Source organism: Spirillospora sp. NBC_01491 (assembly GCF_036227065.1).
GTDB classification, from domain to species: Bacteria; Actinomycetota; Actinomycetes; order Streptosporangiales; family Streptosporangiaceae; genus Spirillospora; species Spirillospora xylanilytica.
Window position 1 is genome coordinate 714,811 of sequence record NZ_CP109432.1, and the last position, 12,916, is coordinate 727,726.

Consider the following 12,916-nt stretch of genomic DNA (forward strand, 5'->3'; position numbering starts at 1 on the left):
GATTGACCGGACTCCCCGTCGCGGCTAGCCTCCGCCATTAAATCAATGTAATCACATTGTTCTGATGGGAGGGCGATGACGCAGCCAAGCGACGCCCGGGACGCCCCCTCACGCAGGACGGCCGCCGGCGTACTGGCGCTGGCGTGTGCCGCACAGTTCATGGTCGTGCTGGATGTGTCGGTGGTGAACGTGGCGCTGCCCTCCATCCAAGCCGAGCTGCGCCTGAACGCGGCGTGGTTGCCGTGGGCCGCCGGCGCCTACGCCCTGGCCTTCGGCGGGTTCCTGCTGCTGGGCGCCCGACTGGCCGACCTGTACGGGCACCGCAAGGTGTTCACCGCCGGGCTCGCGCTGTTCACCGCCGCCAGCCTGGCCGGCGGCCTGGCGGGCAGCGGCAGCCTGCTGATCGCCGCCCGCGCCGTCCAGGGCCTGGGCGCTGCTGTGCTCGCCCCGATCACCCTGACCGTCTTGACCACCACCTTCCCCGAGGGGCCCGCCCGCGTCCGGGCGCTGGCGATCTGGACCGCCGTCAGCCTCACCGGCGGCGCCGCCGGCAACCTGCTGGGCGGCGCGCTGACCCAAGCCCTATCGTGGCGATCGATCCTGCTGATCAACGTCCCGATCGGGATCGTGGCCGCCCCCGCCGCCGCCCGCCTGCTCACCGCCACCGCCACTGCCGGCCGAGGCCGCCAGCGCCTTGACGTGCCCGGCGCGCTGCTGGCGACCGCGGGTCTGACCGGCCTGACCTTCGGCATCTCCGAATCCCGGCACGGCCCCGGCGACCCGGCGGCGCTCACCGCGCTCGTCGTCGCGCTGACCTGCCTGGCGGCGTTCGTCCTGGTCGAGGCCCGGTACGCATCAGCCCCGCTGATGCCACCGCGGCTGCTGGCCGCCCGACCGATCGCCATCGGCAACACCGTGATGCTGCTGGCCGGCGCCTGCTTCCAGATCCCGATGTGGTACTTTCTGACCCTCTACCTGCAAAACGTCCTGCGCTACTCCGCGCTGCAAACCGGTGCCGCGTTCCTGCCCCACACCCTGCTCACCCTGACCGTCGGCCTGCAGGTGACCCCGCGGCTGATGCGGCGCGTGGACTCCCGGACCCTGATCACCGCCGGCGCGCTGATCGCCGCCGCCGGGTTCTGGTGGCAGAGCCGCATCACCCCCGACAGCACCTACCTGACCGGCGTCCTCGGCCCGGCCATCCTCATTTCGGTCGGCGGCGGCCTGTTCAACACCCCGCTCACCACCACCGTCACCTCCGGCGTCCCCACCGCCGACGCCGGTGCCGCCTCCGGTCTGATGAACACCGCCAAACAACTCGGCGGCGTGCTGGGCCTGGCCGCCCTCACCACCCTGGCGCCCGGCACCAGCACCCAACCCCACACCCTCACCACCGGCTACGGCCACGCCTTCCTCGCCTGCGCCGCGCTACTCACCGCCGTCGCCGCCCTCGCCCGCACCCTCCCCGTCGCACACCCGACCCCGAGCCCACCAGCCCCGCCACCGCCGCGGGCCCCGCACCAGCAAGACCCCCAGCAAGCAACCTGACCCCAGGCACCCGCAGCCAGCCGCGCAGGACGACCGACCTACAGCCCAAGCAGTCGGTGCCCGCCTCGTGCCAGAGGAGTTCTCGATCGGGTGGTCGCCTGCCTCATGAGTGCTGAACACCTCGATCCCGAGTTCCTGGCCAGGGCGTGCACACGATCCTGCCGGGGCCGATGAACTGGCCTCCCAGGTCGAGGATCTCGCCGTCGGCCTCAACAACGCGGGTGCGCCCGCCGACCACCATCAGCGCTGACTCATGGTCTTTGATCATCAGCAGGTGATCTCGGGGTGACTGGCGTCTCGAGGCGATCTGGTCGAACTCTCCTGTACTCCCCCGGTGACCGCAGGCCCCTCAGCGCCTGAAGTGGGAGGGCTTGACCGCATCGGAACGAGAAGTCACGCCAGCGTCCGCCTAACGAGACTTTTCGAGTCACAGTTCCGATGCTGGTCGCCCCCCGCGTGCGGTTCAGGGGTTGATGGTGTGTTCGGTGAACTGGCCGCAGGAGCGGAATCCCAGGCGGCGGTAGACGGGTTCGCCGTCGGTGGACGCCTGCAAGACCGCGATGTGGTGGTCTCGGTCGCGGGCCGTGTGGAGTGCGGCGAGTGTGATGGCACCGCCGTAGCCGCGTCGGCGGTGGGTGGCCAGGGTGGAGATGTTGTAGATCCCGGCAACCCTCGCGTGATGAAACACCTCGGCCGAGCAGACCGGACGGCCGTCTATGTAGCCGACCAGGTAGCGGGCCGGACAGTGCGCGGCCAGTGCCTGCGGGGCGGCCTGGGCGAAGAAGCGGTGGACGGTGTCAGCGGGCGGGGTCCAGTTCGCAGCGAGAACCGTGGCGTAGTCGGCGAGCTGTTCGGACGTGGCCACCGTCTGAATGTCCAGCCCTTGGGCGGCGGGCAGCGGCAGGCTGTCGTCCAGCTCGGCCCACATGGCTGTCTCGCGTTCGGATGCCGGAAGACCGGCCGCAATCAGACGGGCGGTGAGGTCTGGTGGTGTCGAAGCAGGTCCCACCCACCAGGAGAAACGGCGGCCGGTGCGAGTCAGAGTCCGGGCGGTCTCGGTGATACGTGCCGCAGCGGTGGCGGCGGTGAAGCGGGCCGCGGCAACGATGTTGAAAGTGTCGTCGTCCAAGCCGCTGTCGGCGACCAGGAGGTCACCAGTCTCCGTTACGGTCGCACCGGCCATACTCCGATGCAGGTGGCAGGCGTGTTCCGCCAGATTCCGCTCCATCCTATCCATCAAGTCGGCTTCATTGAGGAAATGGGCATTCATAGTGATCGATCCCAGCATGAATGGTCGAAGGTCGCACGTGATTTTGGGTCGTCCGCCGAGAGTGTCGCGCTGGCGACGTGATCCGGGCTGAGCGTGCAGGAGGGCTACCGCGCAGGCTCACCCGGGTGCGGCCTGTCGTCCGGGCCGCACTCTACTTCACAGATGTGCCGCTGCCAGGCTTTTGCCCTGTGGGCCCGTAGATTCCCGGGCTCGTGTAAGTGCGCGCCGCTGCGTGCCCGGGAACGGGTGCGCGGTGTCTACGCCTCAGAGGGCGGTGGCGAACTCGTCCGCGCCGGCCTGGAGGTTGCGGAACCGATACGCGACAACGGCATCGACCTTCTGGTGTCTCCGCCGGACTAGGCCCTCCGCTCCCGAACGTGTCCCCAGCCGCCAGGTAGCCAAGTGAAGGGTCACGGTTGCGGTTCGTGATCGTTGCAAGTCGGGTTTACCGAGCGGTAGTGCATCTCGGCCGTTCAAGGGTTTTTCCGACCTCGGGGGGCCGATCGAGCGAATGGGTGCATGGTGCGTCGGGAGTGGGAGCCGGAGGAGCTGATCGCGGCGTGGATGCTGCTGGACGGCGACGGGCGCGGGCCTGGCCGGTGAAGTGTCCGCCGGAGATGACAACATTCCACCACGTGATCAAGTCCGACGAGAACTTCACCTGGACGGGCCGCTGCCCCGGGACCCTCGCGAGAACTACGCCGTGGCGATGGTGCGCGGCCTGTCCCCTCAGCAGCTCCTGGAGAGGCTGGGGCTTCTCTCGGTCGATCCGCCGCGCATCACCGGGGCCGAAGCCATGCACGAGCTGGACATGGACGAGGACGACGACCTGGTCGGCGTCTTCTCGATCGACGATTGGGCGGTGGCCTTCGAACCCGGCGCGTACCTGCTCGGCCACCGTGACAGGCTCACCCGGCTGTCGGCCGGCACCCGCCTGGTCTGCCACTCCAGCAGCGTCTATACCCAGGATCCGGCCATTCTGGCTCGAGGAGCGGCAGGGCACCGCCGTCACCGACCTCATGGACGCCATGCGCGCCATCGGCTTCCGGTTCATCGAGGACGAAGGCGAGGAGAACCCGATCGCCAAGGCGTTCGCGCTGGCAGAGCACATCACCGGCGTCCCCCTCACCGAGGGGAGGTTCGAGAAGGCGGTCTATCTGCTGGGCGCCGTGCCGAACTGACCGGCACCGAAGTGCGGCCGGGCCCCAGTACATCTGCCCCCACACCGGCCAGCCCCGCCTCGGCTACGAGGGGTGCGGCCGGTCAGGTGGCCCCGGGGTGCGATTCTCCGGGGCCACCCGACCGGCCGCACCCCCAGTGCGCGATCTGGGGCGTGGTCACGTGGCGGCTCCGGCGCGTTCCAGGACCCGGTAGAGCCGGCAACCGCCCCCGCCCACGCCCGCCGCTGGAGGTCCCTGGCAGCAGATCCGTGACCATCGCGGGCAGCTCCCAACAGCCCCGTCCGCGGCCCGTCGCCGACGCCAGGATGAGATGGGCATCTGATCAGTTACCGGCCCAAGTGCAGAGCACTGTGGACATCAGTGCAGACGACTTCGGAAATCGACAACGCTCTACAAGCACGTCCCCGAAGCCAAAGGCCGGCCCCGCGCCATCAAGGCATCAGCCTCCCACGACGTCCTGGACGAGGCCGCTCCCTGAATTACACCACCGCTGACCTGGGTGAACTCAATCGCGTGTACCTGCTGACACGACTCTTACCGACACCCCTTGTCCCCGGGGTGGCCGTTTGTCGGGGTGGCCGCCGGCCAGCTGCCACCTCCACCAGGCGTGGGGGTCGTAGTCGCAGTACGGGTCGGGTGCGGCCGGATCGACGCGCCACAGATCTGCCTCGGGAGGCTCACAGGACACGGTGACGCCCGGCTCCCCGCGGTCCAGGAGGCGCAGCGCGTCCACCTGCTGGGCCGACAGCGGCGGCCTCACCTTAAAGTACCGGCCTCCATGGTCTGCCTCCAGACAACGGCTGCGTGCACCGGCCGCGATCAACGCCTCCACCATCCAGTCCCATGACTCCACCGGCCCGACGTGCACGTGGAACCTGGGTGAACGGGGATGCGCACGGCACGCAGCGGCAGCCGCGGCGAACACGACCTGCTCGTCCGCCGCCTCCTCGCCGCCCGCCAGGGGCTGCCAGGGGTAGGCGGTCTTGAGCGTGGTCACGGTGTGGGCGCCGCGGAAAGTCTCCAGGGAGAACCGCCAGCCCTGACCCGCCTCCCACAGCAACGTCGACACATCGGTGTCCGCCTTGGCCAGATCGACCAGCTCGTCCAGACAGAAGAGCACATACTCGGGGGACAATTCGGGGCCGTTGACGTTCTCGGGCCATACCCAGACACCCGCTCCACCGTTCAGGGCGAGTGCGCTGGCCAGCCGATCAGCAAAGTCCCAGAACTCGCCGTACCGCCAGGCGGTCGCCGGCGGCTGCCGCTGCTCGCGCCCTTCGGTCGGGTTCGTCACGACGTCACGCCCGGGGGCGTCGTGGCGGTTCGCCCGCGCGCAGCGTGCGGCTTTCCTGTGAAGTGACCTGGGTATGCACCGGTATGTCTCCTTCGATGACCGAGACTGGCCGGAGGAACATAGCGGGCCCGCTTATCGATCGGTTAACGCCGAGGTCCGCGCCCGATCGCCTTCCCGGCCACCGGCTCTCGGTGGTGGACCGGCCGGCCCTGGAGCCGCGTGCGCCCACCGCCTGGTGGTGGGCGCACGCTGTGGCCGGGGTGGTGGAGATCAGGTGCGCTTGCGGCCCTTGCGGGGGAGGTTCTGGTCACTGGGAATGATCTGCCGACGGGTGGCGTCGGCCTGGTCCTGGATGGTGGTCAGGATGTGCGCGGGGAGGTGCCGGGCGCGGAAGTGGTCGACCATGCGGTCAAGGGTGGTGTCGGCGGCGGTGCGGTCGCCAGCCTTGGCGTGGACGGTGGCCAGGCGGCGCATGGCTGCGTTGAGGGTGATGTCGTTGAGGCCACCCGGGCCGGTGGAGGCGTCGACGGCGGCGGTCAGCTGGGTGACGGCGTCTTGGGTGTCGGGTTGCCGGATGTGAAGCCGGCCGTCGCGGATGTGCTGGTAGTGGCGGCCGGCGTTGGCGCCCTGGGCGAGGTGGGAGTAGACGGCCAGGGGGTGGTCGGCGAAGCGGTCCGACAGTTCGGCCAGGGCGGTGTTGCCCGATTGCAGGGCGGGTGAGTCCGAGCCCAGCAGCGCCATCAGGGTGCCGGCCTGGTCGCCCATGAGGAGTTCGCCAGCGTCCTGGTCGTCGCCGGTGCGCGGCAGCCGGATCCGAATGGTCAGGTCAGGTGAGACCACGCGGGAGCCGTCGGGTGCGGTGTAGAGGGCGCGGACGGTGTAGAGGCCGGGGTCGGTGAAGTACTGGCCGTCGGCGCCCGAGCCCAGGTAGGCCGACTCGTACAGGGCGGGCACCCCGGCGGTCAACGTGGTCAGGGTGTCGTCGCTGTGCCCGTTGCACTGGCGGGCCAGCGGCCGGAACGGCCGGGTGATGCCGGAGGGGGCGGTGATGGCGATGGTGAGGTATTCGCTCTTGGGCGACAGGTCGCGGTGCACGGTGACATCCCGGCCGTCGCGGGCGAGTTTGATCTCGACGGTGACCGGCTCGCCATAGGCGAACGGCCGGGCCGACAAGGTGAGGGCCAGGCCGGAATCGTCGGCGATCGGGTCGTCCATCGCGGCCAGCGCCGGGTCTTGGGTGTTGTAGGCGGCGCTGCCCTGCGCGGCCCAGTTGGCCCCGCCGGGGATGATGTCGTAGCGGAAGGCGTGCCGCAGGTGGGCGAGCTCGTTGGCGGTGAAGGTGAACGGGAACCGGCTCCAGAAGACGTCCCAGCCGCTACTGCCGTTCTCGGCGGTGTACAGGTTCCAGTACTGCATCCACGACAGGTCGCCACGGCCGTCTCTGGGGCCGAGCGGGGCCCCGGAGTCGTTCTTCTGCCACGAGTGCTGCAGGTTGAGGCAGTGGCCGAGCTCATGGACGTACAGGCCCAGGATGAAGTAGCCGGGCTCACCGCTGATCTGGTCGTAGAAGACGGCCATGCCCTGCCGCTGCTTGCCTTCGTTGACATCGAACATGACGCCCGTGTTGTCGTTGACGTGCCGACTGGCTACAAACGTCCACAGCTTCCACTGCTCGGTCTCGGCGTGGCCGGAGAAGTTGTGGAGCATCGCGGTGTGCAGTTCGGAGTCCGACCACCTCAGGTCGGTGCCGGAGTCGGCGGTGCCGACCTCGTTGACCGTGCCCGCGGAGCGCAACTCGATGCCCGCCTCAGCGAAAGCGGAGGCGATGGTCAGCTGCCGGTCGACGTAGTCGGGCGGGCCCGCCACCGCATCGGTGGCGGTGTTGTAGGAGGCCAGCGCGGCCCGGCCGGCCATCGCGTCGATCTCCAGGTCGACGGTACGCAGGTGCGCCGTTTCGTAGGGCAGAACGTAGGGGACGACGTTGCCGTCGTCGAAGCGCAGTTCCAGCCGCAGGGTGGGGGCGGGGGTGCTCTCCGCTACCCGCGGAATGGTGATCTTGGCGGTGCAGCCGACGTACGGTGGTTTCCACTGCACACTGCCGACGGCGGTCACCTCGGTGGCCGAGGCGGCGATGGCCGGCGCGCTGACGCGGAAAGAGTACAGGAAGGACCGCGTCGCGCCGTTGAACTGGTCGATGTCGCCGCTGAACTGCCGCGTCGCGCCCAGGCCGTCCAGATCGACACGCACGGTGACCGGGTTGGGCGCGGCCGGAGTCGCCCAGCGGCCCACGATCGGCTTGTACTGCGTGGTGAATGGCGCGGGCAGCGCGGCCAGCTCGGGCATCAGCGTGGTGAGCGCGCCGGTCTTCTCCGGGCCGGTGTTCCAGTTGAACACGCACCCGTTGCCGCCCTTGATCAGCAGGCTGCGCTTGGCGCCCGACACGCCCGGCAGCGGCAGTACGTGGTCGTAGTCGCGCAGCCACTCGGCCGGCAGCTTCGCCCAGCCCGCGGTGGGCTGCGCGCCCTCGTAGATCCGGCACTCCCGGGTGCAGCCGTTTCGCCAGTCGATGGTGGCGACCCGGTCGTTCTTGAACACATAGGTCGTCCAATACGGCGACTCGGCCGTGGAGTCCATCAGCAGCGCGTCCACGCCCTCGCGGTAGCCGGCGGGCAGCATCGTGCCCCAGGCCGGTAGTCCGTCGGCGTGCCTCAGTTCGGTAACTGGGCCCTCGCTGCGGACCTTGGTGTCCCAGTGGTACCAACACACCCGGTCGCCTTTGAACAGCAGCATCTGCCAGGACCCGCCGGTCATCGGCAGCATCAGCGCGCCCTCACAGGCACTCTTGTACGGTTCGGGAATACCGTTCAGCTTCCCGCTGTGAATGCTCGCGGCGCCGATCGGCCCGTTGTGGTCCAGGCCCGCCGCGCTGGTCTGCGCCACCTGATCGCCGCGCACGAACATCGCTTTCCATGCCCCGGTCGGCAGTACCAGCGCCGAGTTGTACCCGGTGTTCTTGATCCGCATGAATCCCAAGAAGAGCAGCCCCTTTGCCGTGTCCCCGGTTTCCGTCGAACCGGGTCCTACGGCACTGTCCCCCCGCCTTCCCGAGAGGGCAACCCGCACCAAGGGCGCCACAATAAGGGACCGAAAACACAAGCCCCAAAACCACGCGCATTCCCCGGCAGGAGCGGTCAGCCCCCCACCGCCGAAGCGATCCGGCTACCACGACAGCACTTCCCGCCCGAGCGATGCACGCAAGTCGGCACAACGCGACACCGGGCTACTTCCGCCCGTCCCGGTCCATTCATCCGAATTAACCGCCCAGTCACCCAGCGTGCTCACATTGGTGTTTCACCCCAGACTCGGGCGAGGCTGCACGGGCGCCTGTTGACTGGAGTAGCCCGTGGGATCGGCCACCAAGACGCACCCACCACGGGCCGACACCGGTCATGACGCAATCGGGCCACTGATGGCGCGCTTTGCCGACAGGCCGGTCACCCTCGAACTCTGTCGCACGCGGTGATGGTGCGCGCAGCGCGGCCGAGTTCTTCAGGGACGCCTGACCATCCACTTCGCTCCTGGTGCGGCGATCCTTGCTCTCGCGGACCGGTGCGTTCATGGCCGCTCGGCTGAAGGGTCGGGGTTCTCGGATGAGGTCGGCCGCGCTTGGTGCGCGTGCAGGGCAAGGATGGCGGAGGCGACTTCCAGTGCGGTCTCGGCGGGGATCCGGGTGGGCAGCCCGTCGAGCACAATGCCACCGTCGGTGGAGGCGGTCTCGGCGAGGACCGCGCCGGAGGCGCCGATCCTGACGCCGGAGACGGAACCGATGTCCGTGATCGCGGGCAGGTGGGCGGCGATCTGAGACGCCGCTTCGGCCGTCACGGCACGGTGCTGGGCAAGGGCGGCGCGTTCGCGCTGGTTGTCGGCGGTGTCGCGGGCGGTGTCGCGGTCCCGGGTGAGGGCGGCGACCTCAGCCTGGCGGCCGGCGCGCTCGGCGGCCAGTTCGGTGCGGGCCGTGTCGGCGGCTGCGCGGGCGCTCTCGGCACCGGTCTCGGCGTGAGCCAGCTGACCACGGAGCGCTGCGGCGGCGTGCTCGGCGTGCTCGGCGCGGACGGTGGCCGAGCGGGCCCGGGCGTCGGCGGCGGCGGCCTGTTCGGCGAGGGCTTCGCGTCGGGTTCGTTCTTCTTCCAAAAGCACTCTCACCTGAGCGAGTTCCTCGCGGACCTGCCCCAGCCGCTGCTCGGCGCCGGCGAGTTCGGCGCGGGTGCTGTCGCGCTCGCCGCGCGCTTCGTCGCGGCCGTCGAGGGCCGACCGTGTCTCCCTCTCGGCTTGGTGGCGGGCCAACTCGTGAGCGGTGGTCAATTCTTCGGCGAGCCCGGCGCGGTTGTCGGCCGCCACCGCCGCCGCGCGGGCCTGGTCGCGTTCTCGTTCGGCCGTGGCGCGGGCCTCGGCCGCGCTCTCTTCTCGGCGCAGGGCCTGCTCCTGGGCAGCCTCGGCCTCGGTCGCCGCCGTGCGAGCCGCAGCGGTCTGACGTTCCAGTTCGGTGTTGCGGGTGGTGACGGCGTCCACAACCTCGTTGAGGCGGCCGGCACCCTCCCGCTCCAGGACGGCAAGATCTCGCAGGGCCGCCATGTGCTGGTCGAGTCGCTCTGCGAACGCGGCACGCTCGGCGGCGGCGCGGTCGGCGAACGCGCGCAGCCCGGCCAGCGGTTCGGCGGCGGCCGTGGCGGTGGCGGTCTTGCGCGCGGCGTCGGCCAGCGCCTTGCAGTTCTGCCCATCCGGCCCTTCGCCCGCCTGGTGGTAGCGCTGCGGGCGGCCGCCGCGGCGGGGGTTGCGGGGCGGCGGAAGCGGCTGCTGGCACCACTCGCATCGCGCCAGGGCCTTCCCCGCCGCACCCGCGACCCCGGACGAAGGCTCGCTGTCGGCGGGCCCGGAGCCGGTGACGGCTGAGGCATCTCCTGAATCGTTCTCGATCACGGCACGATCATAATGCCTTCACGTGAAACGTGGAACTAGTTTCGCGGTTTATTATTCCGCGAAACTAGGCTACATGACAATGCTGATTATCATGTACTCGCGTGGATCGTGGATGGCGGACCGTCTCCGGGCTTGGGGAACATCGGTACAGCGGTTGGCGCTGAGAACGATCATGGTTCCTGGGTGGCGGTCTCCGAGTTCGGGTGAGCCTGGCTCTGGAGTCGCTGGCGGAGATCGACTTCTTCGGCTGTGAGCGGGTCGCCGGGGCGCCGGATGCGGACTCGGCGGGGGCGAGGGATGTCGTCGACGTCCTGGAGGTCGGCGAAGTCGGCGTGTGCCTGGGCGACGGCCTCGGGGTACGCCTCCTGCTTCTCGTGCTCGGCAAGCGCGCGGTAGACGCTCGCGACGCTGGGGGCCAGACCTTTGCGCTTGCCGGTGGGGATGATCAGGTCGGGCTGGATCTGCTCGACCGACTCGCCGTTCGCCCGGCGCCGGAGCACGGTGTGCAGCATGTCCTCGGTGATGACGGGCGGCCGGCCGCCGTGCTTGCCCTTGCGGGCCGCTGCGTCGAGTCCTTCGAGGGTCGACTCCCGGATGTTCTCCCGCTCGGTCTCCGCCATTGCCGCGAAGAACGCGAACAGCAGCCTTCCGGGCCCGCTCGGGTCGTACATCCCCGGCAGAGGTCCGGCGAGCATCTCCAGGACCAGGCCATGAGCGGTGAGGTGGTCGGCGAGTGCGGTGAGTTCGGCGGCGTCGCGGCCCAGGCGCTTCATCTCGTACACGGTGAAGATGACCCGGCAGTGCGGGGCGTGGGCCTTGATCTGGCGGGCGAGTGCGAGCGCGGCCTCGAACTGCGGGCGGACACGGACCCGGGTGCTGATCTTCTCGGAGAACACTTTGTCGCGCGGGATGCCGTGCTTGGTGAGGGCGTCGAGCTGCGACTGGAGTTCCTGGGTGAGCGTCGAGCACCGCGCGTACCCGATACGGATGTCGGCGGTCGGGGTGTCCGGCGCGAGGGCGAGCGGGACCGGGGTACCGGGGCGCCACGGCTGGCCGGGCCCGCGGTCGGCTGGGGTGGGCACGCGCAGGAGCTTGGCGAGCCGGGGCACCTTGGTGAAGCGGCCGGTGTGGTAGGTGCCGGCGACCGCCCCGGAGCGAGAGCGGCACGGCGAGCCGGGCTCGGCTCGGCAGCGCGGGCAGGGGTGGCGCTCGACATCGTCCGCGTCGCTCGCGGAAGCCTCTTGAGGGACCGTCATGGCACCGGAGACTGTCACAAACGATTCCCAGAAGTACCCCGAACCCACCTTTGAGTGAGAACGAGTTCTGCGAACCGAACCGCCGGTTCGCGATCACGGGGACGCCATCTTTGATCTTGCTCGGGCAAAGGGTCGTTTGTGAGAATCACTCGGCGTCTGGGTCGACGTCGCTCGGGTGGGCGCCCGTAAGTTCCCATTCCATCATCCGCATCCGTTCGACCTGTCGCCGTGCGACGGCGACCATCCCGGCGTCGAACTCGTGGTCGGGGCCGATGTCTACAGCCTTGGGGACCATCGGGGCAGCCCTTGGCGCTAACGGCTGCCCCGATGGCCCTCAAGGCCGGAGTCCGTGTGCCGGGCAGCCAGGACGATCGGCTGACCGGCACACGGAATGCGTGTCAGCCGGAACACCGGACCGAGGACGGCCGCGCCGATGGCTTCGATGCCGGCCCAGACGGCGTAGCCGACGACGTCGATCTTCTTCAGGGTGACCCGCCGATGCCGTCGCTGTCCCACGTGGGCCACAATGGATCATATGGCGATCATTCAGCTCGGTGAGGTTGCGACCTGGTACGACGAGCAGGGCGACGGTGAACCCGTCGTCCTGCTCCACGGTGGCTTCGTCGACTCGCGGATGTTCGTCCCGGCCCTGCCCGTTCTCGATGGCCTGCGCGTCATCACGGTGGACCGGCGCGGTCACGGCCACACACCCGACGTCCATGGCCCGCTGTCGTATGACGTCATGGCCGACGACATGATCGCCTTCCTGGAGAAGGCGGTCGGCGGCCCGGCGCACCTGGTCGGCCACAGCGACGGCGCGAACGTGGCGATGATCGTCGCGATGCGCCGCCCCGACCTCGTGCGGCGTCTCGTCCTGATCAGCGGCAACTTCCGACACGGCGGCCTGGTGCCCGGCGTTCTGGACGGATTCGCCGAGGCCGTGCCGTACCTGGGTGCCCGCTACGGCGAAGTGTCACCCGACGGCCAGGAACACTTCCCCGTCGTCGTGGACAAGCTGCTGCGCATGGCGCGGTCCGAGCCGAACCTGACAGAGGACGACCTCGGCCGCATCGCGAGCCGCACCCTCGTCATGTCCGGGGACGACGACGCGGTAACGCTGGAGCACACGATCGCGCTCTACCGGGCGATCCCCGAGTCCGAGCTCGCCGTCGTACCCGGCACATCCCACCTCCTGGTGATGGAGAAGCCGGAGCCGGTCTATCGGGCCATCCTGGACTTCCTCACCACCAATCCCACCCAGACCAGGCAGCCCATCCGCCGCGCCCGCTGAGCCGCTGCCCAGGCGGCGAAGTGCCGCGAGACCTCATCGCTCGCACCTTGATGCGCGTCCATCAGAGTTGCCGCAACCGCCCCGGCAGCGAGACGGCCG

General features: G+C 69.5%; 10 protein-coding genes and 1 pseudogene. 4 read left to right on the forward strand and 7 right to left on the reverse strand.

Features of this window, described 5'->3' with window-relative positions:
* Positions 1-75: 75 nt before the first annotated feature.
* A complete protein-coding gene (locus tag OHA34_RS03535) occupies positions 76-1,548 on the forward strand; it encodes an MFS transporter (protein WP_329520679.1) in 1,473 nt (490 codons plus the stop codon).
* Positions 1,549-2,011: 463 nt separating this feature from the next.
* On the opposite strand, the gene OHA34_RS03540 is transcribed toward OHA34_RS03535, so the two are convergent.
* Positions 2,012-2,836, reverse strand: coding sequence for a GNAT family N-acetyltransferase (locus tag OHA34_RS03540; protein ID WP_329520680.1), 825 nt, complete (start codon positions 2,834-2,836; stop codon positions 2,012-2,014).
* A 586-nt stretch (positions 2,837-3,422) separates the two neighbouring features.
* On the opposite strand from OHA34_RS03540, the pseudogene OHA34_RS38395 reads away from it, so the two are divergent.
* Positions 3,423-3,764 (forward strand): annotated as a pseudogene (locus OHA34_RS38395) (DUF6461 domain-containing protein); the annotation flags it as partial.
* The gene (locus OHA34_RS38400; RefSeq protein ID WP_432763096.1) at positions 3,718-3,999 is read left to right on the forward strand and encodes a DUF6461 domain-containing protein; all 282 of its coding nucleotides are present in this window, start codon (positions 3,718-3,720) and stop codon (positions 3,997-3,999) included. The pseudogene OHA34_RS38395 and the gene OHA34_RS38400, both read left to right, overlap by 47 nt.
* A 505-nt stretch (positions 4,000-4,504) precedes the next feature.
* On the opposite strand, the gene OHA34_RS03550 is transcribed toward OHA34_RS38400, so the two are convergent.
* The 6 genes from OHA34_RS03550 to OHA34_RS03575 all read right to left on the reverse strand — a co-directional run bounded on the left by OHA34_RS03550 (position 4,505) and on the right by OHA34_RS03575 (position 12,042).
* Positions 4,505-5,293 carry a hypothetical protein gene (locus OHA34_RS03550; protein WP_329520682.1) on the reverse strand — a complete coding sequence of 263 codons (789 nt, stop codon included), beginning with the start codon at positions 5,291-5,293 and terminating at the stop codon, positions 4,505-4,507.
* A 270-nt stretch (positions 5,294-5,563) separates the two neighbouring features.
* Complete coding sequence (locus OHA34_RS03555) at positions 5,564-8,317, reverse strand: hypothetical protein (protein WP_329520683.1); 2,754 nt, start codon at positions 8,315-8,317, stop codon at positions 5,564-5,566.
* 591 nt (positions 8,318-8,908) lie between these two features.
* Positions 8,909-10,270 carry a hypothetical protein gene (locus tag OHA34_RS03560; RefSeq protein WP_329520684.1) on the reverse strand — a complete coding sequence of 454 codons (1,362 nt, stop codon included), beginning with the start codon at positions 10,268-10,270 and terminating at the stop codon, positions 8,909-8,911.
* 170 nt (positions 10,271-10,440) lie between these two features.
* The gene (locus OHA34_RS03565) at positions 10,441-11,526 is read right to left on the reverse strand and encodes a recombinase family protein (protein WP_329520685.1); all 1,086 of its coding nucleotides are present in this window, start codon (positions 11,524-11,526) and stop codon (positions 10,441-10,443) included.
* 145 nt (positions 11,527-11,671) lie between these two features.
* Positions 11,672-11,821: a hypothetical protein gene (locus tag OHA34_RS03570; RefSeq protein WP_177328314.1), complete on the reverse strand. Its 150-nt coding sequence runs from the start codon at positions 11,819-11,821 to the stop codon at positions 11,672-11,674.
* Positions 11,822-11,838: 17 nt separating this feature from the next.
* Complete coding sequence (locus OHA34_RS03575) at positions 11,839-12,042, reverse strand: hypothetical protein (protein WP_285943375.1); 204 nt, start codon at positions 12,040-12,042, stop codon at positions 11,839-11,841.
* A gap of 19 nt (positions 12,043-12,061) precedes the next feature.
* On the opposite strand from OHA34_RS03575, the gene OHA34_RS03580 reads away from it, so the two are divergent.
* Positions 12,062-12,817 (forward strand): alpha/beta fold hydrolase, encoded by a 756-nt coding sequence (locus tag OHA34_RS03580; protein ID WP_107408357.1) that lies wholly within the window; start codon positions 12,062-12,064, stop codon positions 12,815-12,817.
* The last annotated feature ends 99 nt before the right edge of the window (positions 12,818-12,916 follow it).

Coding starts and splice junctions, on each gene's coding strand:
- OHA34_RS03535 (WP_329520679.1), top strand. CDS start 76: ATGACGCAGCCAAGCGACGCCCGGGACGCCCCCTCACGCAGGACGGCC.
- OHA34_RS03540 (WP_329520680.1), bottom strand. CDS start 2,836: ATGCTGGGATCGATCACTATGAATGCCCATTTCCTCAATGAAGCCGAC.
- OHA34_RS03555 (WP_329520683.1), bottom strand. CDS start 8,317: ATGCGGATCAAGAACACCGGGTACAACTCGGCGCTGGTACTGCCGACC.
- OHA34_RS03565 (WP_329520685.1), bottom strand. CDS start 11,526: ATGACGGTCCCTCAAGAGGCTTCCGCGAGCGACGCGGACGATGTCGAG.
- OHA34_RS03570 (WP_177328314.1), bottom strand. CDS start 11,821: ATGGTCCCCAAGGCTGTAGACATCGGCCCCGACCACGAGTTCGACGCC.
- OHA34_RS03580 (WP_107408357.1), top strand. CDS start 12,062: ATGGCGATCATTCAGCTCGGTGAGGTTGCGACCTGGTACGACGAGCAG.